Raw genomic sequence first — 21,983 nt, forward strand, 5'->3', positions numbered from 1 at the left:
CCAAGATAGATGAGATATGGCAGATATATGGGCATGAGGTTGTGCTTGTGATGCCAAGATAGAAGAGATATAGCGGATATCTGGGCATGAGGGGTAGGCTTTTAATACCAAGATAGATGAGATTTTGTGCTTTTCTTGATGTAGATGTAGGATTAAGTTGTCAAGATATCTGTGAAATAGAGAGATAAGCTGAAAACACAGACGCCGGTTGAGGTAGAATCTGTGGAATAGGGGAAAAGATGAAAAACACAGATGAATAGTTGCTGAGGTAGCTGTGAAATAGGAAGAAAAGTCGAAAACACAGAAGCCTGTAGCGGCCATATCTGTGGAATAAAGGAAAAAATGAAAACCATAGATGAACAGTTGATAGGATATCTGTGGGATTGAAGGATTAGTGAGAAACACAGATGTTGGTTGAGGTAGAATCTGTGGAATGAAGAAAAAGATGAAAACCACAGATGAACAGTTGCTAGGGTATCTGTGAAATAAAAGGATAGATGAAAACCACAGATGAACAGTTGCTAGGGTATCTGTGAAATAAAAGGATAGGTGAAAACCACAGATGAACAGTTGCAAGGATGTCTGTGAACTGGAAAGATAAGCTTAAATCACAGATTCTGGCATCAATGGATGGGTGAGATTACCATGATGTTGAGAGAAAAAGGAAAATCAAGGTAAAGGCTTGAAGAATATTACCTTGATAATGAAGAAAAATCAAAAAAATAGGTAAAAAACATAGGAAAACAGCAAAGAGAGGGGGTAGATGATGACTGGCAGATATGAATCCGGAAAAATGACTATATGTTTGATTATTCCAATGACATTGCTGACGGCAGGCTTATTTTCAGGATGCGGACTTAAGGCTAAAAGTGATACTGAGCCGACACAGACTTTGAATGCGCAGGCTGAGATTGTCAGTACAGCTGCGGGTATAGATGACAAAACTACGGGTACAGACGGCAAAAATGCAGGCAAAAATGCAGGCAAAAATGCAGGTAAAAATGCAGGTAAAAATGCAGGTAAAAATGGTACCGCTGATATATCTGATGAAAAGGTTCCGAAGACATCTGAGCCGGAAATGAAGAGCACACCTATCTCCGAGGAAGAGATGGAAGCACTCCTGGATACTGTGATTACAGAAACCGACGCTGATGCTGCGGATGTGCGATGCTGCGCCATTGATGATTTCAACGAAGATGGAAAATACGAGGGCGTGGTTTATGTTGGCGCAGGACCCGATGATGAATTCGGGTGGTGTGAAGGCGCGGTATACTATGTCAGCGGTGAAAAATGCAAAAAGATATACGATGGAACCCTTACCATGACAAATGGCAATGTTTTCAGAGTTGTTGATGCCGGGAGCAGGAAATTCATCATCTTTAATGAAGCTTATGTTACGGCTGAGGTGTCTTATGTTTATTACATTGATGAGTCAGGACTGAAGGAGTCCAATATTTCAAGGTTTGGCGACATCAATTCTGCGACAGATCTTCAGAACATTCAGATGTCCTTTAGCACCTATGATGGATTCTGCACTTATACCGAAGGCGAAGAGGACTCCAGCGAGTGGACTGGACATACCTGGAAGCCCTACTATTTCTACTATGACAGTGACAAGAAGGACTTCATGGAGTATGGAGGAAAAGAGATAACTGCAAAGGAACTCGAGAAGATAGTTGGATTTGACCTGGCCTTGGAGATAGAGAAGGAAGGCTATCAGGTTGATAATATCCTCTATAGGAAAAACGGTATAGTTAACGTCAACTATTCCAAGGAAGAAGAACTGGCCGGCACAATAGATGTTACATATAAAAATGTAACCTATGATGAGAATACCGGTACCTTCATAGATGCCTGGGATACAGGCGGGGATACCTGGCAGGATTCTGATTTTGGCGGGATTTACATGAACGCCCTTAATCCTGATATGGCAGAATATTGATTCTAAAATGACAGAATACTAACCGGGAAAAAGTAATGCAATCATTCAAAGTAATGCAATCATTCACATTCGGAGGGGGATATGCGAAAGAGAGCTTTATTAGAACTAAGAAAAATGCTGGCAATTACCATGGCAGCTGCGCTGGTGGTGACAGCCGGATGCGGAAAAGGTGATGCAAATTCTTCAGGCGCGGGAGATGCCGGACAGAATGCCGGAGGACTTAAAGCCGGGACGCAGGCTGATACCGGAGACGGATCAGCGGAAGGCAGCGGAGATAATAATGGCGCGACCGATAAAAACAGCGACAATAATAGTGATAGCGGCGATAACAATGGCACCGACGAAAGTGGCAGCGGTGACAACAGGGATAGCGGCAACAATGGCAACAACGAAGATACCAACGATGTTGACCCCGGAGATGTACCAGCTACTGAAGAACCAAAATCATCTTTCACAGAAGCCGACCTTGATAATCCGATTGACTGTATGTATAAGAGCCATCCGATTGCACTCATGAAGGACACTACCGAGTATGGCACCGGAAATTATTACACCATCGAACTCGAAAGAAGCGTGGAGGATAAGTTCCCGGAGCTTATCAAAATACTTGAGAAATTCGGCGAAGACGGCAAGAAAGATATCGAAGAGAATCTCACAAAAAGCGCTCCGGAAATAGATGGGATTTTTGAAAGCGGCTGGGGACTGCCGTACGAGTTTGTTCATAATCTCTATCCCATCAGGGCAGACGGAAGGGTATTTTCTTTTGTTGTAGAAAACTACACATTTCTTGCGGGCGCCCACGGATACGCGGATTATACGAACTACAACTATGATCCGGTCACAGGAAAAGAGATTGCTTTTTCTGACGTAGTTAAGAATACAGATGATCTTCCGGAAATCATCGCAACTGAGATTGAAAAACAAAATGATGACTTGCAAGAATATTTTAAAGACTGTCCCGGGGACAGGGAAAACCTGGTTAACGGAATTCCCGACAGACTAAAGGACAATGCGAGAGCTCTTGCGTGGACACTTGGCTTCGATGGCATACAGATAAATTTTGAAGACTATGCTATGGGAACTTATGCGGCAGGCGCGCGTGCAGCTTATATCAAGTTCGCTGATTATCCGGATGTTTTCACAGACACCTATGATAATTATAAGGATGGAGAAATCCCTGATATTACAAGGATTGCTATGGAACTGAAGGAAGCTGAGATAGAAACAATCGATGCTGAGCCCTATATCGAAAATGCAGATAACGACAGCAGCGCAGAGGGTGAAGAGGAAGGCTACGGCGAGGACTGGTGGTATCACGCAGTTGTAAAGAACCCCGGCTGGAGCGCGTGGACAGCGGATGGAATCAGCACCAATGCGGGAGAACCTTCGATTGAACTTAGCGAGGTAAAAACAAATACCACAGACTGGCTTAATGAGAATGAGTGGTCCAAGGATACCGGAATACCGCTCCCCGAGAGTTTTCCGTATTCTGATGGAACATACAAGTACAGCGTAGTAAACAATGCGGAAGGCGGCGAGATGTCGCTCACGGTATTTGACGAGTCGACCTCGACACTAAACGGCAATTATTACTTTGATGAATTCATCAGCCCTCCCGATCAGGGAGAAGGGATGTTTGCTGATTTTACGGAGCCGTCTATTCAATATGCGCTGGTAAAAGACAACATACTTTACGTTTCGCTCGGGCACAGAACCTATGCGTCAGCCAACCCGCACAAATCCTACATCGTCGCTATTGATACTGTTTCAGGTGAGACACTCTGGAGAAGTGACGATCAGGTTTGCGGATCCTATAATTTCGTGATTCTGGGTGACAGCATAGTTTGTGGCTACGGCTTTACCGACGAGCCGGATTATATCTATATCCTGAACAGGAATAACGGCAAAGTGCAAAAGAAAATCAAAGTAAAATCAGCGCCATATTACTTTATAGTACAAGAGGAATACCTCTATGTTCTAACCTACAATACAGAATATCTATATAAAATAGTGGACTAAGGATGAATTAATATAACGGACTCAAATAGCATATACAGCCTTTTCTTCTCGAAGACTGTATATATATTTGAGTCTGTTTCTTTATATTTTTTGATGCATTCGGCAGCATAAAGTGTTAGTATACTATGGCTATGAAAAATAAAAATATCACATCAGGCTCTATATGGAAGAACATGCTGTCTTTCTTTTTTGCACTTCTTCTTGGAGCCTTTTTTCAACAACTTTATAATACTGTGGATGCGATCATTGTCGGAAGAACTGTGGGAAGCGATGCGCTTGGTGCGGTCGGCGGATCCGCAGCGATGGTGGTCAATCTTTTTCTTGGCTTTTTCCTTGGGCTGGCCTCCGGAGCGACTGTTGTAATCTCCCAGTTTTACGGCGCAGGTAAGCGCGAAGAGATAGAAAAAGCGGTCCACACCGCGATTGCCCTCTCTATTGCAGGTGGTGCAATCTTCACCATAATAGGCGTGGCTATATCACCGTGGATCATCAGCGCGATGGATACGCCGGTAGAGCAGGCGGAAGCAGCCACGATGTATCTTAGAATCTTCTTTCTCGGAATGATTCCGAACCTTGTCTACAACATGGGCGCCGGAATACTAAGAGCAGTCGGGGATTCCAGACGACCTCTGATCGTCCTGGTAATAAGCTGCATTATGAACATCATTCTCGATGTGCTCTTCGTGATCGTTCTCGGACTTGGCAGAAGAGGAGACGTCTACGGAGTGTCCGGTGTTGCGGTTGCAACCATACTCAGCCAGTTTATAAGCGCTGCAATTGTGCTCATTCTCCTTGCTGAAAGCAGCGACAGTTACAGGCTTGATATCAGGAAAATCCGCTTCGATTTTCCTATGTTATCAAAGATCATAAAAATCGGAATACCAGCCGGATTTCAGACTACAACCTACACACTGTCAAATACTCTTATCCAGGTGTCCATCAACAGTCTGGGAAAAGATGTGGCCTCAGCGTGGGCGGCCTACGGGAAGATTGACGTACTTTTCTGGATGACCATCGGATCGCTCGGAACAGTGGCTACCACCTTTGCGGGCCAGAACTACGGTGCGGGAAAATACGACAGAGTGAGAAAGAGCACCAGACAGGCATTGGCAATAGCAGCAATCATCACGGTTCCGATGAGTGCTTTCTTTTGTATATTCGGAGATGTCCTTCTTAAGATATTTGTGGTGAATCAAAACGTAATAAATATCGGAGTCCAGATGATTCTCTACCTCGCTCCGTTCTACATAACCTATATCTTTGTTGAGATATTTGCTGGAGTCCTTAGGGGAATGGGAGATGCCTTCGTTCCGATGATCATCACCCTGTGCGGAATCTGCATACTCCGCGTACTCTGGATTCTGGTAGTTTTCCCCATGAACCGAACCGTGGAAATGATAGAAATGAGCTACCGCGTAACCTGGTGCGCCACATCTCTACTGTTCCTTGCGTATTACCTATTCTTTGTCAGAAAACGGGGGATTAAATGATAATTCTTGGAAAAAATAAGCCCGAAAAAAATATATGTGTGATTTTTATCGATTATGCGTAAGCAACGAGATAAAAATCACACATATATTTTTGAACGGGCGTACTCTTTCCCAAAAATTTATATTTATTTCACAGGGAGTTAAATTACTTGGAAACTATATCATGGTAGAATAGTGTTATCGGTAATATGTGTGCAGTTCGGGGGAAACACTATGGATAGTGGACTTGATGTAAAAAGAAAAATACTCATTGTTGAGGATGAACCGATAAATCGGAAAATCCTTGAAAACATAATCAAAAAAGATTATGAGGGCATTTTTGCCAGGGATGGCGTCGAAGCAATTGAGCTTATAAGGGATAACAGCGATACCCTTTCGCTTGTGCTGCTCGACCTTATGATGCCCGATATGGACGGCTTCGAAGTGCTTGAATTTATGCGGGAGGACAAAGTATTAAAGCTCATCCCGGTGATAGTATGCACTTCCGAAAAGGAAGCCGAAGTCAAATGTTTCCAGCTTGGAGCCGCTGATTTCATAACAAAGCCCTATGATCATCCTGCGGTCATAAAGGCCAGAATCGACAGAGCCATCGAATTCAAAGAGGGCAGAGGTCTTATTCATGCGACCCAGAATGACTCACTGACGGGGCTTCTTACCCATGACTTTTTCATGGAATATTCCCATTTCAGAGATTTGCATTATAACAATCACGACATGGACGCCATAGTCCTTAATATCAACAGATTCCACCTGATAAACGAACTACAGGGAAGGCGCGCGGGCGACGACGTCCTTATAAAAATTGCGGACAGTGCAAAGCGCATCTCAGAGGAAAAGGGTGGAATAGCAGGAAGAGGCGGAGCTGATGAATTCATGCTCTATCTTCCGAGCGGATCGGATCCGACCAAACTCCTAGGCAAAATAGAGGAGGGACTTCAGGACCTGCTCAATAACTCCAGAGTTTACCTCAGGATGGGAGTTTATAAAAAAGTAAACAGAGATCTGTCCGTTGAACACCGCTTTGACAGAGCGAGAGTAGCCTGCAACAGCATACGCGGTAGTTATAACGAGAAGCTTGCGGTTTATGACGAGGAAATGAATGAAAAGGAGACACTGAATGAGCGTCTCATTAACGATATGGAGGCCGGGATCGAAGAAGGACAGTTCAAGATTTACTATCAGCCAAAGTATGCAATACAGGGAGAGAGAGATTCCCTGTACAGCGCAGAGGCTCTGGTACGATGGGAGCATCCGGAACTGGGGCTTCTTAGACCTGACAAATTCATTCCGCTTTTTGAGGAAAACGGACTAATTCACAAACTTGATCACTATGTTTGGGATGAGGTTTCAAAACAGATCGGTGAGTGGATGGTCAAGTACGATCTCAAGATTCCGGTATCCGTAAATGTATCCAGAGTTGATATCGGAGCGCCGGACCTTGAGGAAGAGATTTTTACCGTGGTCCAGAACAACTGGATATCCCCGGGAATGCTGAACCTCGAGATAACAGAGTCGGCCTACACCGAGAACTCGGATCAGATCATAAAGGTTGTGAAGGGACTTCGCGATAGAGGTTTCGCCATCGAAATGGACGACTTCGGAACAGGTTATTCTTCACTAAACATGATTACTTCGCTTCCTATCGACATTCTGAAGCTCGACATGCAGTTTGTCAAAAACATCCATGAGGGCAACAAGGACATGAAGATGGTGGAGCTTATGATGGACGTAGCAAGATCCCTCAAGGTCAAGGTTGTCGCCGAGGGCGTCGAGACCAGGGAACAATACGACCTTTTGAAAAAAGCAGGCTGCGATGTAATCCAGGGCTTCTACTTCTCGATGCCCTGCGCAGGACCTGAATTCGAAAAACTGATCGAGAAGGAAAACGAGGAACTGGCACGCGAAGTTGAAGAAGCACTGGCCTAAAAAGCCTTCCCCTTGGGGGATGGACCAATTATATGCCTTCCCCTAGGGGGGAAGGTGTCAGCGCAGCTGACGGATGAGGGGTAATAGGAGGTATAAAATGCTAACAATTGACATACTTAACGAGTTTGGAGCCGACACAAAGGAAGGACTTGCAAGATGCCTTGACGATGAGGAGTTTTATCTTGATCTCATCCCTGAAGCACTGGAGCGTGAACGCTACGAGGAGCTTCAGGAGCTTCTTGAAAAAAAGGACATACCGGCAGCTTTCGAGGCAGCTCATGCCCTTAAGGGGGTACTGGGAAACCTTGCACTTACTCCTATCTATGAGCCTGCAAGTGAGATGACCGAGCTCCTTCGTGCCGGCGAAGATATTGACTACACAGAATTGATAACCACAGTTATTGAACAAAGAGACAAGCTGGCTGAGATGATCGAATAATAGCAGATATTCTTTCTGTGAGGTAAGCCTATGTTCCAAAAGAGTGTGATTATAAAAGACCTTGATGATCTTAAATCAAAACTCCCTTTCCTCAAAGTGGAGTTTGATTCTCATGATTATAAATGCGGAATAATCGAGGCCAGAGTTGGAGATATACCGGAAGAAGAGTTGTCGGAAATATTATCTCTTTTAAGGCTGGAATTTCCTGAATTTGAGATTACAGGGATGTCTTCCTTTGCCACGGTGGCGCTATTTTATCACATTGAAAAAGGCGTCATACTTTCATTTACTCTTATGCAGCACGCCGGGGTGCGTGTTTTTAGTAATTTCGTGGGAGCAAATGCTGATTCCGAAATTCTGTCTGAGGCACATGATTTTGCCGTGAAGATCAGAGAAGAGATACAGAAAATTGATTCTGTCAAAGGCATAGAGATATTTTTGGGCGGAAGAAGTGCGCCGTCACCTATTCTGGTGAATGAATTGTCAAAGGGTCTTGAGCATATTCCGATTTACGGCGCTGTAGCAGGTGCTAACAGGAAGGAACTGTTTTACATTTGGAGCAAAGAGGATGTATTTGTAATTTCGAATGAACAATTCGGAAAAGGTGTTTCCATCGCAGTCTATTACGGCGAGGATTTATACACTTATGTGGATTATCTTTTCGGCTGGGCACCTATCGGAAGGTATATGGACGTGCAGGTAACGACTGATGCAGATGAGGGAACCATAATATTAAACCGTCTGGATGGAGAAAAGCCCATAGATGTTTATAATAAATACTTTGGCGTAAGGGGTAATGAGTCATTTATTATGAATATCGGAGAGTTTCCCCTTGTAGTCGAAAGAGACGGATTTATTATGGGAAGAACTCCGATGGGAGTCAAAGATAACGGAGAGCTGTTTCTTGAGGGCGATCTTAGAAATGATGAAAAGGTGCGCTTTTCCTTCGGAGAACATCAGAAAGTACTTGAGGGCACCAGAAACGGTGCCGAGAGAATGAGGCTGTTTGAGCCTGAATATCTAAGTCTGATAATATGCGGAAACAGGTTGAATTTCTTCCAGGAAGAATTCCATTATGAGATAGATTATTATTCAAAAGGACGTTATGAAGAGGTTTCATTATGCCTTGGAATGGGTGAAATTTACCGATACAACGGGCAGGGAGGTATACTTAACAGCGCACTTATTGCAATAGGAATGCGTGAAGGAATCGGGGAGGACGATATCTATGAGTTTAGTCTCGGCGATAAGATTGAGCATTCACATAAATCTGGAATCATTCCGCTTTCAGAGAGACTTTCACATTTTCTTAGTACTATCACGGGTGAACTGGTCGAAGCTGTAGAGGAGGCGGAAGCTGCTAATGAAGCAAAATCCAACTTCTTATCAAATATGTCACATGAGATAAGGACTCCGATAAATGCTGTGCTCGGTTTGGATGAGATGATTCTGCGGGAAAGCACGGATCCTAAGATAACGGAGTATGCCCAGGATATTAAAACAGCAGGCAATACGCTCCTTGGACTTATAAATGATGTTCTCGATTTTTCAAAAATTGAAGCGGGGAAAATGGATATTGTACCCGTGGACTACGATTTTTCATCTTTGGTAAATGATCTTGTTCACATGATAATTCCAAGGATGGATACGAAGGGACTTGAGCTTAAAGCAGAGATAGACAGTAATATTCCGAACCTTTTGTTTGGTGATGAAATACGAATAAAACAGGTTATTACCAATATACTGACCAACGCCGTTAAATATACGGAAGAAGGAACAATCTCTCTGATCGTGGAACATGAAAGGATATCACAGGATGAAATCAAGCTGATCGTCAAAGTCAAAGATACCGGGATAGGCATCAAGGAGGAAGACCTGGGACGACTCTCCGAGGCATTCCGGAGAGTAGATGAAGCAAGGAACAGGACCATAGAAGGCACAGGACTCGGGCTTAATATAACACAAAAAATCCTGACACTCATGGACAGTAAGCTCAATGTAAAGAGCGTATACGGAGAAGGCTCCGAGTTCTCCTTCGAAATAAAACAGAAAATTGTAAATGATGAACCTATAGGTGACTACGTCGAAGCCTACAAGCGAGCTGTAATTGAAAAGAAAGTATATCATGAGAAATTCACGGCGCCTTTGGCAAAGGTTCTTGTGGTGGACGATACTTCCATGAACCTTACGGTATTTGAAGGTCTCCTTAAGAAGACGAAGATGCAGATCGACAAGGCAGAGAGCGGCGAGGAATGCCTTGAAAAGACGAGGCTCACCAAATATGACATAATTTTTCTTGACCACAGAATGCCAATAATGGATGGCATTGAGACCTTGCAGAAACTTAAGAATGAAGCAACAAATCCCAACCTGCTCACAACTGCAATAAGTCTTACGGCCAATGCGGTTTCAGGCGCCAGAGAGAAATACATTGAGGCAGGTTTTGATGACTATATCACAAAACCCATCATGTCTGAAAAGCTGGATGCGCTCCTTATAAAATATCTTCCGCCGGAAAAAGTCAACCTTATAGAGAGAGCCTTTGATGATAACAAAAAAGAGGAAGAGGCAAAGGAAAAGGCGGAACTTCCCAAGTGGATTAAGGATGCTCCTATCGATGTAAAGACCGGAATGAAAAACTGCGGTTCTGCGGAGAACTTCGTGCAGGCGGCCCAAACCTTCAAGGACTCTATTGATAGAAACTGCGAAGCGATAGAGCAATTTCTTGAAGATGAGGACATTAAAAACTACACCATCAAGGTTCATGCCCTTAAGAGCTCAGCGCGAATTATCGGAGCAGAAAAGCTCTCGGCGCTGGCTGAGGCTCTAGAGGCAGCAGGCGATGCCGTGGATATTGACAGGATAAAAAGGGACACACCGGAGCTTCTTAAGATGTACCGGGAACTTCGGGAAGCCTTTTTTGCAGGCGATGAGGAAGCGGAGGACAATTCTTCGGACGACCTTCCGCTTATGGAAGAAGATGCCGTTACGGAATTAAAAAATACTTTAAAAGAAATCGCAGGAACCTTTGACTATGACAGTATTAATTATATAATGGAAACTGTAAAAGGTTATCGAGTTCCCAAAGAGCATAAGGAGTTTTTCACAGCATTGCAGAAAGCTGTTGCAAATGCGGATTGGGATGAGATAAATAGACTTCTTTAAATGCGTATAAATAGGTAATTGATTCGTAGGCTACTTGAAAACGGAGGAAGATATGGATAACAGAATTCTTCTTATAAGTAGCGGCTCAACTTTTATGATAGATGCCCTGTCGAAGAATCTTAAAGACGCGGGGCTGGAGGTTGTAAAATGTGAGCCGGTTGTGGATGAACTCGATAAATACAGAGACGGGCCGGATGTTTTCCTGTTCTATCTGGGGGGATTTGTCGATGAGATTCCGGATGTTCTCATATATCTTCGAGATATCTGCCTTGAGAAAAACAAGATTCTGTGCATGATCGGAGATGAAGCAGAGTATGAGGTTGTAGGCGCTACCCTGACTGCAGACTCCATAGCGGAGAAGTTCGACAGACCGGTTGACATGAAGCTGGTTTCGGAGAGAATGCGCGATCTCTGTAAGCTGAACAATGAGATGGCAAAGAGGCGGAATATCCTTTTGGTCGACGATGATCCGACGTTTCTAAAGCTTGCAAAGAACTGGCTTGAGGAAAAATACAGAGTTACGATAGTAAGTTCCGGAACCCAGGCAATTACTTACCTTGCGACGAACATGCCGGACCTGATTCTTTTGGATTACGAGATGCCTGTGACACCCGGACCGCTGGTTCTTGAGATGATAAGAAGTGATGAGAGACTATACGATACGCCGATCATTTTCCTTACCGGCAAGGGAGACAGGGAGAGCGTGATGAAGGTGGTAGGGCTAAAGCCCAATGGATATCTTCTTAAAAATATGCCAAAGAATGAACTGCTTAAATCAATAGAGGAATTTTTTGACGGGACAAATAAGCTGAATTAGCGCAGGAGGGATTATGAACGACACAAAAATTAAGATACTTGAGGCTGTTCTTTCGGAGTTCAAGAAAAAGGGCTCAAAATTCACAATGGACGACGTTGCCAGCGATCTCCACATGAGTAAGAAGACAATCTACAAGGAATTTGATGACAAGGAAAAAATATTCGATTCACTTGTAGACTACTGTTTTGATAATATTAAGGAGAAGGAGGCGGAGGTTCTTGCCGACAAGTCTCTTTCCACCATTGAACAGATTGAGAAGATAATGATCTGCATGCCTGACAAGTACAGGGATGTCGATTTTCGCATGGTATTTACACTTAAAGAAAAGTACCCTAAGATTTATGTGAAGGTTCAGAACAGACTTGAGAATGACTGGGAAGATACCATCATGCTTATTGAAAAAGGAATCCGCGAAGGCGTTATCAGACCGCTGCCGATTCCCGTAATTAAAGCGATGACAGAGGCCTCAATTGAGAGGTTCCTCAGCTCGAACGTGCTTATTGAGGGCAACACAAGCTACGATGACGCCCTTAAAGTAATGATAGACATAATAATGAGAGGAATTTGCGTAAGATGATTTTAAGAAATGGCAACATATTTTTACTACAGACGAAAGGCAGCAGCTACTTTATGCAGGTGCTGCCTTCGGGGCATATAGAACACATACATTATGGCGCTTCGCTCATCTCTGATATGCAGTATGAGAAGTTTATGAAAAACGAGAGCGCAGAGGAAGGACTTTTGTCAGACATGGCAAAAGTTCTTGAGATTAAGCACAAAAACGAGGGCGGAAACATGGTTGTTTACTCGAAGGAGAGCTATCCTCTCTGCCTCGAGGTTATGCCGCTTGAGATGTCGGGCTTCGGTAAGGGTGACATCAGAGAACCCTTGGTGGAGCTGACCTTTGCGGACGGTTCCTCAACCTGCGACTTTTTATTCGAAAGTGCGGAGATATCCGATGAACTTGGCAGTCTTGAGACACTGCCGAGTTCTTATGATGACCTTGGAAAAGGCGCTGAAAGTGCGGGCGAAGAGGATAAGGCAGCTCCATGGGAGAAGGATCACGCGCAGCAGCTTACGATTACTCTTAAGGACACCGGCTACGATATCAGACTTAAGATGATCTACAAGGTTTATCCCGAGTGCGATACCATCACAAGAAGCGCAGTTCTGATAAATGACGGCGATGCGAGAGTGAAGGTGGACCGCCTTCTTTCCATTCAGATTGATTTTCAGCAAAGCGGATATCAGCTGACAAGCTTCCACGGACGCTGGGCAGATGAGATGGGACAGACAGTCTCCGTCTGCAATGCGGGAAAAGTTGTTAGCGAGGAACTCGCTGCCGGTGAATCCGGAAGCAGAAGCAATCCTTTTACAATGGTAAGCATGCCCGATACTACCGAGACAGCAGGTGACTGCTACGGATTTAACCTGGTATACAGCGGCAATCACTATAGCTCTCTTTCTTCAAACGGGACCTTCCTTTCAAGGTTTGTTAGCGGAATTCAGCCCACAGGCTTTGAGTGGCTACTGGAAGCAGGCGAGAAGTTCGAGGCACCGGAAGCTGTCATGACCTATTCCGGCAGAGGCTTTGGCGGAATGAGCCGCAGCATGCACGACTTTGTAAGAAAGCACATCGTGCGCGGAGTTTGGCGTGATAAGGAGAGACCAATCCTTATTAATAACTGGGAAGCTACCTATTTCAATTTTAACCAGAACAGTCTTCTTAAAATTGCAAAGGAAGCTTCAAAGGCAGGAATAGAGCTGTTCGTCCTGGATGACGGATGGTTCGGTAAAAGAAACGACGATCATGCAGGACTTGGCGACTGGATAGTTAACACCAAGAAGCTCCCGGACGGGCTCGGCGGTCTTGCTGAAAAGATAAATGCGATGGGCATGAAATTCGGACTCTGGGTTGAGCCTGAGATGGTGAATGAGGACTCAGATCTTTTCAGAGCGCATCCCGAGTGGGCGGTAAGAATTCCCGGAAGATCTCACTCAGTTGGAAGAACGCAGATGATACTGGATCTCACCAGAACCGATGTACAGGACTATATCATCGATGCTCTGTCAAAGGTGTTCTCCTCAGCTAACATTTCCTATATTAAGTGGGATATGAACAGAATCTTCTCGGATAGATTCTCACTTGAACTTCCGGCTGAGAGAATGAAGGAGTTCCAGCATAGATATTACATCGGGCTTTACAGGATTATGGGAACACTTACTAAGAAGTTCCCCGAGATCCTTTTTGAAGGCTGCTCAGCAGGCGGCAACAGGTTTGACCTTGGTATCCTCAGCTTTTTCCCTCAGATATGGGCAAGTGATGATACCGATGCAGAATGCCGCATGGACATTCAGAGAGGCTACAGCTACGGCTATCCCGCAAATACGCAGGGTGCGCATGTGTCCGCTGTTCCCAATCACCAGACACTTCACACCGTGCCGCTTGAGACCAGATTCTCGGTGGCTGCTTTCGGGTGCTTTGGCTATGAGCTGAATCTCGGAGAACTCTCCGAGCAGCAGAGAAAGCAGGTGGCAGATCAGGTTGAGTTCTATAAAAAGTGGAGAAAGGTCTTCCAGTTCGGAGACTTCTACAGACTTGATAAATACCGCTTCATGGTGGTTTCTAAGGACAAGTCGGCAGCGGTTGCTTTGATTTTCCAGAAAGAGTCAAGACCCAACAATGATTATCTGGCACTTAAGACCATGGGACTTGATGAGGATGCGGTTTATGAGGTTGCAAACAGACAGGTCAGCGTCAACATCAAGGCTTTCGGAAGCCTCATAAATACTATGGCTCCCATTCATGTAAAACAGGACGGAATCATCCACGGCATAATTGCAAGACATTACAAGATGAACGGCGAGAAGGACGAAGCCGTTGCGACAGGAAGCATGCTGAACTCCTGCGGAGTCCGCCTCAATCCCGACTACGGCGGAACCGGCTACGGCGAGGACACCCGCATGTTCAGAACCGGTGACGCCCGCCTCTACGTCTTCGCGAGGGTAGAATAAACTAGCCTTCCCAAAATCGTTTCCTTGAATAATTTCTTCTTATATGTTACTTTTTAGTAGTTTTATAAGGGAGGAATATTATGGCTGATTACGTTATCAGCTGTTGTTCAACAGCCGATCTTACTCTTGATCACTTTAAAAAGAGGGATTTAGAAGTTGCCAAATTTCATTTTGAAATTGACGGCAAACCATACCTGGATGATGGTGAGTTTCCTATAGAGGATTTTTATAACGCTATGGCAAAGGGAGCGATGACTAAAACATCCCAGATAAATGTTGACGAATATATTAGTCACTTTACGCCATTCCTTGAGGAAGGTAAGGATATCATTCATCTGACACTCAGCTCCGGAATATCCGGAACCATTAATTCAGCTAATATTGCAGCTGATGAGCTCAGAGAGAAATATCCTGAGAGGAAGATATACATCATAGATTCCCTGGCAGCATCATCAGGCTATGGACTTTTAATGGATACTATCGCTGATAAGCGCGACGCCGGAATGACCATAGACGAGCTTAAGAACTGGGTACTTGAGCACAGGCTTGAGCTTAACCACTGGTTCTTCACAACCGACCTTACATATCTTGTAAGGGGCGGCCGTGTTTCAAAGGCAGCAGGCTGGTTTGGCGGTGCGCTAAAGATTTGTCCGCTTCTCAACGTGGATAATCAGGGACGCCTTATCGCCAGACAGAAGCTTCGCGGAAAGCCCGCAGTTATCAGAGCTTGTGCAAAGAAGATGCTTGAGAATGCCCAGTATGGCGACAAGTATAACGGCAAGTGCTATATTTCACAGTCCGCTTGCAGAGGCGATGCCGATCAGCTCATAAAGGAAGTCGAGGCCCTGATCCCCGGAGTGAAGGGACGAATTGAGGTCTATGACATCGGCACCACTATTGGAAGCCACACCGGCCCCGGTACGATTGCTCTTTTCTTCTGGGGCAATAAGAGAGAAGATTGAATAAAAAAATGCTCTATGACAGTTTTGAGTTGTCATAGGGCATTATTTTTGTTTTAAGGCATTGTTTCTTGCTTTAGAGCATTATTCTTGTCTTAAAACATGATTTTTGGTTTATTGATTTGCTTTAGTGGTTGGGATTTTTGCTGCGAACGTATTTTGACTATATTTTTGCTCGTTATTTAGAATATCTTATAAAGACGTAAGTCAATTTTTCAATTTTGATAAAATGGATTTACCAATTATCAATATTAAGAATGAAATTTGTGAAAAAAGGCCTCTGAATCCAATATATGATCGTTATGAAGATAGAATGTTGACATTATCTTGTAAACAAGCTTCAAAACGTAAGTCTAAAATAGAAAAATGAGAGATTAGATTTATGGTTATCGAAATTACGTCAAAAAAACTAATATCTTTATAAAGAATTCCCAAAGTCACTTTCGTAGGTGTCTTCAGTATGAGATAATTGCTTAATAACATATTATTGAGCTCAATCGAATTTGTGCGGACATAAAGAGACCAACATGGAAAATATAGATCAGAAATACCAAAAACTAAAAGATATCATCCATAGCTACAACACTCTGGCAGTGGCATTTTCGGGAGGTGTGGATTCCACATTTCTTCTTAAGGTGGCGGCGGACGTCCTTCAAGCTAAAACAGCAAGCAAGACACCTGAAAACAATGTTGTTGCCATCACTGCAAAATCCATTTCCTTCCCTGAAAGAGAGCACAAGGAGTCGGAGGATTTCTGCGAGAAAAATGACATTAAACAGGTGATAGTCAGTGTTGACCAGATGAAAATAGAGGGCTTTGCGAATAACCCTCCGGATAGATGTTACCTTTGTAAGAAGGTGATTTTCTCATCAATTATAGAAGAGGCAAAAAGGCTTGGAATAACTACTATTGCTGAAGGCTCAAATGCTGATGATACGACAGACTACAGGCCGGGGATGAGAGCAATAGAAGAACTGAAAGTCAAGAGTCCGCTGAAAGAGGCGGGACTTACAAAAGAAGAGATAAGAATTCTCTCCAAGAGACTTGGACTTCCCACCTGGTCGAAACCATCCTTTGCCTGTCTTGCCACAAGATTTGTCTACGGCGAGGAGATAACCGAAGAAAAGATAAAGATGGCAGGTGCAGCCGAGGAGATACTTTTTGGAAGCGGCTTTTCACAGGCAAGATGCAGAGTTCACGGCGACATGGCGAGGATAGAAGTGCCGGAAGGCGAGATCAAAAAGCTTCTTGAGGATGAGACCAGGCAGACAATCTTCCAAAAAATAAAGGCGCTAGGTTTCTCCTATGTATCTCTCGATCTTCAGGGCTACAGAACCGGAAGCATGAACGAAATTCTTAACCTATGAACGAGGTCATAATATGCAAAAAGCAGCTACAAAAGATTTAACAAACGGATCTCCCATGAAGCTTATTCTGGGATTTGCCGTGCCCATGCTTATGGGAATGCTTTTTCAGCAGTTCTACAATGTGGTGGATACCATGATTGTAGGTAAGTTCCTGGGAAAATACGCCCTTGCCGGCGTGGGCAGCACCGGTTCCATCAACTTCATGATCATAGGTTTCTGCATGGGAGTATCTGCAGGATTTTCCATACCGATAGCGCAGACCTTCGGAGCTAGGGATTTTAACGGCCTGAAAAGATATCTGGGAAATGCCATCGTCCTATGCTCCATATTGGCGGTGATAATGACTTTCCTTTCAACCATTTTCTGTAAAAAGATACTCATTCTCATGAATACGCCTGAAGAAGTAATGGAGCACGCCTATGGCTATATAGTCGTGATATTCATCGGGATACCGGTTATATATATGTACAATCTGCTCTCGGGCGTACTCAGAGCAGTCGGGGATAGCAAGCATCCGGTTATGTTTCTGGTAATTGCATCCTTTATCAACATAGGGTTGGATCTTCTATTTATAATAGTTTTCGGACTTGGTGTGACAGGGGCGGCGCTGGCTACAGTTTTATCCCAGCTTATCTCGGGGATTATGTGTCTTGTTTTTATTGTGAAAAGTGTGGACATTCTTCATATTACAAAGCGCGACCTTACACTGGAGAGGCACCACGTTTTCAAGCTTTTCAACATGGGAATTCCGATGGGACTGCAGTACTCGATCACAGCTATTGGAAGTGTGCTGCTGCAGGTTGCGGTCAACAGTCAGGGAGCTGACATTGTGGCAGCGGTTACCACAGCGGGCAAGGTGGGAATGTTCTTCTGTTGCCCCTTTGATGCGTTGGGATCCACGATGTCGACCTATGGCGGTCAGAACGTGGGTGCAGGAAAAATTGACAGACTTTCAAAAGGTATGTGGGCAGCAGGCATTCTCGGCTGCATTTACTCGGTTATCGCCTTCGGAGTTTTGTATTTCTTTGGAAGATACTTTGCAATGCTGTTTATGAGCGCGGGTGAAAGTGCCGTTCTTGATTACGCACATACATATCTTATCTGGAACAGCCTGTTCTACATACCACTTGTATTTGTCAATGTTGTCAGATTCCTTATACAGGGCATGGGATTCAGCATGCTGGCAATCCTTGCCGGAGTGTGCGAGATGATTGCAAGAGCAGCGGCATCACTATTTCTTGTACCGGTGATAGGATATACGGGAATCTGCCTTGCCAGTCCTCTGGCATGGATTCTTGCTGACGTATTTTTGTTCCCGGCATTTTACTACACTAGGAATATTTTGAGAGGAAAGATTAGTAATGGATAAAAAAGAGATGGAAAAACTTCTGCAGCAAGTGGCATCAGGAGAGGCTTCAGTTGACGAAGCACTTTTAGAACTTAAAGAAGCTCCCTACGAGGATATGGGGTTCGCCAAGCCCGATTTTCACAGGGGCTTAAGACAAGGCGCAGCTGAGGTAATATACGGCGCCGGGAAAACTCCGCAGCAGGTGCTTGATATTACGAACAAATTAAGAGAGCATGGGCAAAAGACCGTCCTCATAACAAGGATGAAGGAGGAGGCAGCGACTCTTCTTAAGATTAATATAGAAGATTTTGAATACGATCCTCTTAGCCATATCGGAATAGTGGGAGAGCTTCCTGAAAAAGACGGAAAGGGAAAGATTGTGGTTGCGACCGGCGGCACAAGCGATATCCCGGTGGCAGAGGAAGCCGCTAAGACTGCTGAGGTTTACGGAAACGAAGTTGTAAGACTCTACGACGTGGGTGTTGCGGGACTTCATAGACTACTTGGTCACATGGATGAAATCATGAGTGCAAGAGTCATCATCGCGATAGCAGGAATGGAAGGCGCCCTCGCAAGCGTCATCGGCGGACTTGCTGACTGCCCTGTGATCGGAGTGCCAACCAGTGTCGGATACGGAGCTTCCTTTAACGGAGTTTCGGCGCTTCTTTCTATGCTCAATTCCTGCGCCAGCGGAGTCAGCGTAGTCAATATTGATAACGGCTTCGGTGCCGGGTATCTGGCATCTATGATAAATCATATCGAGTGACAAACCCATCTATATAAAAAGAAAAGCCGCCTTGCTTGGCGGCTTTTCATATGCGCACCGATTAGGTGCGCCTTTATCTTATTCAGTTATTTTTATTCGTATACGATAACCTTGCAGGCAGTTACCTTGCCGTATGCGCGAGCATAAATAATTGTCTCGCCTACGCTCTTAGCTACAACCTTGCCGTTCTCATAAACTGCAACGGACTCATCTTCAACATCCCAGCTAGCCTTGGTTACTTTGTTGTTGGGAGCTGTCTTGCAGGAAAGCTCTTTTGAGAAGCCAACCTTAAGTCTGATCTCGGATTCTGTGAGATAGATGCCGGTAATCTTCTTGTCGTCATCATCATCGTCGTCATCGTCATCATCATCATCCGATTTACTTGTAACCTTAACTGTGATAACAGACTTCTTTGAACCCTTCTTAACAGTGATCTTAGCTGTGCCGGCCTTCTTAGCTGTGATAAGTCCGGTTGCACTTACGCTTGCTACCGAACTCTTGCTTGAAGAATACTTAACAGCCTTCTTGCCTAAAGTCTTGCTGCCCTTCTTTGCAATGATCTGCTTCTTGGTGCCCTTCTTAAGGCTTACTGATTTGTTGCTTCCGAGCTTAACAGTTACGGAAGATGCTGCACTTACATGGTTTACCGGAACACCGGACAATATGATGACAGCTGCCATTATAAGTGCGAGGGGTGAAAAGACAACCCTTCTGATTTTTGAAACTAATTTCATACTAATCGCTCCTTTCCTTTGGAAAATTGTTGCCTCTATATTGTATCACAAATTCGAATATTAATTATCAAAACAAATATTTTTAAATAAAAATTCAAACTTCAGACTCTTTTTATAAACTTTTAAGAAGCCATTAACATTCGCATAAATGTGGCTTTATTTTTGTGTTTTACAATAGGTTTAGGTCTAAAGGACAGACTAATACTAAGGAAAGTCAAAAAGGAGTCTGGTATGAGGAGAATTTTAAGTGGATTACTTGTCCTTACGGCGGTGCTTACTCTTACAGCCTGCTGGGGGATGAACAAGAAAAATATGGATGTCGGAATAACGCTGGATCCCGATCCTGAGATCGGTGAGGATGCTGAGGTGCTATTTTCCTTCAAGAAAGTCGGAAACACCTGGAAAGATCAGAATGTTCCGGAGACTATCTTAGCAGAAGGAGATTTAACCACATTCATTGGCGATGAGGACACACCTCTGGCAGGTATCCCGGATGCTATCTCACCCGATCGCGCCGAAGAAATAATGGAGGTCATCAGAAAGGACCTTGCGGACGATGGCACAATCACCGTAAGCGGTGAGACTTTTATAATCGAAGATCCTGACAGCTATGAGAACATGTGGGAGTTCCTTGATTACCTCTCAGAGAAATACGACGAGGAGGATGAACTTACGGTAGGAGATGAGACAGTAACTCTAAACGAACTCCGCATTATCATTGATATGATGCAGGGACTGTAAAGAAATGAAAATATGCGTTTATAGATGGTCATGTTTGCCTTAAATGTGACCATCTTTTTTTATTGTAAACAATGTAATAGTCATATAAATATAATAATTATAAATTATTGTAATGTGCTCTTATTATATGATTATGATTGGCGAGTTGAAAAGCTATGTCATTACTGAATTTTTCATATAAACGTAATTATAAACATTTTATAAACTTCATAAAATGTCATGAAAATGCATGGTTGAGCGAATTGACTAATTAATTCAAGATGTTACAATGGAAAATGTCACGAAACCTCGGTTACGAAAAACCGTAAACAAAATTTTTTATGAGTGGAGGTAATTTATATGATGAAACTCTCTAGAATTGGTGCGGCTGCACTCGCGGTTGCACTGTCCTTTACATTACTGACTCCGGTTGGTGTTAAGGCAGCCCAGGGGCGGGATTATTACACAAATGATGATATGGGAGACGACCCTTCAGTAATCGATACTTACACCAAGAAAATAACTGTAACAGGCGATAATAGCGAAGATATACCAATTGCTCGTAAGGATGAGAAGGCAACCCTTGCTGCATGGAACAATGCTGTTGCCCAGGGTATTGCTGTTGCCGGTACAGAAAATAGTTATAACGTAAGAGTTGGAGTATTAAATACTAGTACAAATAAAACGGAGTATACATATTTTAAGTATGCAAATAAAGGATATAGTTTATTAAATCCAAATAATCCTGAATATGAGATGTCTGCTGATAATAAGACTGTTACACGTGTCCTTAGGTTCACTTATACAGAGTATAAGAATAATATTACCGGTGAGATGGCCTATGACGAATATGAACTTGCCGGAGGTAATCGTCTTACAGAGACACCTAATTATATACCGGTAAAGAAAACCTTGCATACTGGTGATTATGGAAATATTACTGTTCTTTTGGACGCAGGTAATGTGGAAATTCGAAATATTAACGGGAGTTTGACACCTAAATCATATCAAAAATAGTTGCAGACCACATCTGGTCTGTATTTTTTTGTCAAATTTTATTTTTTAATATATAGTGATATATAGTGATTTGTGGTATAATAAGGGCTGGGGGATACTATTCATGAAACTTACAATATCAAAGTCCAAGAATTCAGAATCATTCTATATTTCCAAATCCTTTATTGATAATTCTGGAAAAAGCACCACTGCTACTGTCCGTAAACTCGGCACACTTTCAGAATTACTAAAGGATCATGGCCCAACTCGTGATGATGTT

16 protein-coding genes are annotated in these 21,983 nt (G+C 43.7%); 15 read left to right on the forward strand and 1 reads right to left on the reverse strand.

The genetic code is table 11. The annotated features are described in order from the left end of the window. Window positions 1-763: 763 nt before the first annotated feature. The 13 genes from BMW61_RS18815 to larB all read left to right on the forward strand — a co-directional run bounded on the left by BMW61_RS18815 (window position 764) and on the right by larB (window position 19,253). Complete coding sequence (locus BMW61_RS18815; protein WP_139176459.1) at window positions 764-1,942, forward strand: hypothetical protein; 1,179 nt, start codon at window positions 764-766, stop codon at window positions 1,940-1,942. Between the two features lie 81 nt (window positions 1,943-2,023). Then, a complete protein-coding gene (locus tag BMW61_RS18820; protein ID WP_091825197.1) occupies window positions 2,024-3,961 on the forward strand; it encodes a hypothetical protein in 1,938 nt (645 codons plus the stop codon). Window positions 3,962-4,092: 131 nt separating this feature from the next. Next, the gene (locus tag BMW61_RS18825; RefSeq protein ID WP_091825227.1) at window positions 4,093-5,451 is read left to right on the forward strand and encodes an MATE family efflux transporter; all 1,359 of its coding nucleotides are present in this window, start codon (window positions 4,093-4,095) and stop codon (window positions 5,449-5,451) included. Between the two features lie 213 nt (window positions 5,452-5,664). Beyond that, window positions 5,665-7,377, forward strand: coding sequence for a two-component system response regulator (locus tag BMW61_RS18830; protein WP_091825199.1), 1,713 nt, complete (start codon window positions 5,665-5,667; stop codon window positions 7,375-7,377). A gap of 97 nt (window positions 7,378-7,474) precedes the next feature. Then, window positions 7,475-7,816: an Hpt domain-containing protein gene (locus tag BMW61_RS18835; RefSeq protein ID WP_175475299.1), complete on the forward strand. Its 342-nt coding sequence runs from the start codon at window positions 7,475-7,477 to the stop codon at window positions 7,814-7,816. 30 nt (window positions 7,817-7,846) lie between these two features. Continuing rightward, the gene (locus tag BMW61_RS18840; protein WP_091825204.1) at window positions 7,847-10,981 is read left to right on the forward strand and encodes an ATP-binding protein; all 3,135 of its coding nucleotides are present in this window, start codon (window positions 7,847-7,849) and stop codon (window positions 10,979-10,981) included. A 52-nt stretch (window positions 10,982-11,033) separates the two neighbouring features. Beyond that, complete coding sequence (locus BMW61_RS18845) at window positions 11,034-11,798, forward strand: response regulator (protein ID WP_091825207.1); 765 nt, start codon at window positions 11,034-11,036, stop codon at window positions 11,796-11,798. A gap of 13 nt (window positions 11,799-11,811) precedes the next feature. Next, window positions 11,812-12,375, forward strand: a complete 564-nt coding sequence (locus BMW61_RS18850) for a TetR/AcrR family transcriptional regulator (RefSeq protein WP_022762896.1) — start codon at window positions 11,812-11,814, stop codon at window positions 12,373-12,375. Then, complete coding sequence (locus BMW61_RS18855) at window positions 12,372-14,813, forward strand: alpha-galactosidase (protein ID WP_091825210.1); 2,442 nt, start codon at window positions 12,372-12,374, stop codon at window positions 14,811-14,813. Before BMW61_RS18850 ends, BMW61_RS18855 begins: the two co-directional genes overlap by 4 nt. Before the next feature lie 80 nt (window positions 14,814-14,893). Beyond that, entirely contained in the window at window positions 14,894-15,775 is an 882-nt protein-coding gene (locus tag BMW61_RS18860) for a DegV family protein (protein WP_022762898.1), read from the forward strand. A 524-nt stretch (window positions 15,776-16,299) separates the two neighbouring features. Then, on the forward strand, window positions 16,300-17,139 hold the full coding sequence (gene larE / locus BMW61_RS18865; RefSeq protein WP_091825213.1) for an ATP-dependent sacrificial sulfur transferase LarE: 840 nt from the start codon (window positions 16,300-16,302) through the stop codon (window positions 17,137-17,139). A 13-nt stretch (window positions 17,140-17,152) separates the two neighbouring features. After that, window positions 17,153-18,508, forward strand: a complete 1,356-nt coding sequence (locus BMW61_RS18870) for an MATE family efflux transporter (protein WP_091825216.1) — start codon at window positions 17,153-17,155, stop codon at window positions 18,506-18,508. Continuing rightward, the gene (larB, locus tag BMW61_RS18875) at window positions 18,501-19,253 is read left to right on the forward strand and encodes a nickel pincer cofactor biosynthesis protein LarB (protein WP_091825218.1); all 753 of its coding nucleotides are present in this window, start codon (window positions 18,501-18,503) and stop codon (window positions 19,251-19,253) included. The genes BMW61_RS18870 and larB overlap by 8 nt, the downstream gene beginning before the upstream one ends. A 92-nt stretch (window positions 19,254-19,345) precedes the next feature. On the opposite strand, the gene BMW61_RS18880 is transcribed toward larB, so the two are convergent. Then, a complete protein-coding gene (locus BMW61_RS18880) occupies window positions 19,346-19,987 on the reverse strand; it encodes an Ig-like domain-containing protein (protein WP_022762903.1) in 642 nt (213 codons plus the stop codon). A 231-nt stretch (window positions 19,988-20,218) separates the two neighbouring features. On the opposite strand from BMW61_RS18880, the gene BMW61_RS18885 reads away from it, so the two are divergent. Further along, window positions 20,219-20,728: a hypothetical protein gene (locus BMW61_RS18885; RefSeq protein ID WP_091825221.1), complete on the forward strand. Its 510-nt coding sequence runs from the start codon at window positions 20,219-20,221 to the stop codon at window positions 20,726-20,728. Window positions 20,729-21,067: 339 nt separating this feature from the next. Continuing rightward, window positions 21,068-21,724, forward strand: a complete 657-nt coding sequence (locus tag BMW61_RS18890; protein WP_091825224.1) for a hypothetical protein — start codon at window positions 21,068-21,070, stop codon at window positions 21,722-21,724. Window positions 21,725-21,983 lie beyond the last annotated feature (259 nt).

Origin of the sequence: Butyrivibrio sp. ob235, assembly GCF_900109475.1 — a bacterium.
Lineage (GTDB): Bacteria > Bacillota > Clostridia > Lachnospirales > Lachnospiraceae > Butyrivibrio.

Excerpts from the sequence above, each read along its gene's own strand:
- BMW61_RS18815 (WP_139176459.1), top strand. The coding sequence starts at position 764 with ATGATGACTGGCAGATATGAATCCGGAAAAATGACTATATGTTTGATT.
- BMW61_RS18820 (WP_091825197.1), top strand. The coding sequence starts at position 2,024 with ATGCGAAAGAGAGCTTTATTAGAACTAAGAAAAATGCTGGCAATTACC.
- BMW61_RS18825 (WP_091825227.1), top strand. The coding sequence starts at position 4,093 with ATGAAAAATAAAAATATCACATCAGGCTCTATATGGAAGAACATGCTG.
- BMW61_RS18830 (WP_091825199.1), top strand. The coding sequence starts at position 5,665 with ATGGATAGTGGACTTGATGTAAAAAGAAAAATACTCATTGTTGAGGAT.
- BMW61_RS18835 (WP_175475299.1), top strand. The coding sequence starts at position 7,475 with ATGCTAACAATTGACATACTTAACGAGTTTGGAGCCGACACAAAGGAA.
- BMW61_RS18840 (WP_091825204.1), top strand. The coding sequence starts at position 7,847 with ATGTTCCAAAAGAGTGTGATTATAAAAGACCTTGATGATCTTAAATCA.
- BMW61_RS18845 (WP_091825207.1), top strand. The coding sequence starts at position 11,034 with ATGGATAACAGAATTCTTCTTATAAGTAGCGGCTCAACTTTTATGATA.
- BMW61_RS18850 (WP_022762896.1), top strand. The coding sequence starts at position 11,812 with ATGAACGACACAAAAATTAAGATACTTGAGGCTGTTCTTTCGGAGTTC.
- BMW61_RS18855 (WP_091825210.1), top strand. The coding sequence starts at position 12,372 with ATGATTTTAAGAAATGGCAACATATTTTTACTACAGACGAAAGGCAGC.
- BMW61_RS18860 (WP_022762898.1), top strand. The coding sequence starts at position 14,894 with ATGGCTGATTACGTTATCAGCTGTTGTTCAACAGCCGATCTTACTCTT.
- larE (WP_091825213.1), top strand. The coding sequence starts at position 16,300 with ATGGAAAATATAGATCAGAAATACCAAAAACTAAAAGATATCATCCAT.
- BMW61_RS18870 (WP_091825216.1), top strand. The coding sequence starts at position 17,153 with ATGCAAAAAGCAGCTACAAAAGATTTAACAAACGGATCTCCCATGAAG.
- larB (WP_091825218.1), top strand. The coding sequence starts at position 18,501 with ATGGATAAAAAAGAGATGGAAAAACTTCTGCAGCAAGTGGCATCAGGA.
- BMW61_RS18880 (WP_022762903.1), bottom strand. The coding sequence starts at position 19,987 with ATGAAATTAGTTTCAAAAATCAGAAGGGTTGTCTTTTCACCCCTCGCA.
- BMW61_RS18885 (WP_091825221.1), top strand. The coding sequence starts at position 20,219 with ATGAGGAGAATTTTAAGTGGATTACTTGTCCTTACGGCGGTGCTTACT.
- BMW61_RS18890 (WP_091825224.1), top strand. The coding sequence starts at position 21,068 with ATGATGAAACTCTCTAGAATTGGTGCGGCTGCACTCGCGGTTGCACTG.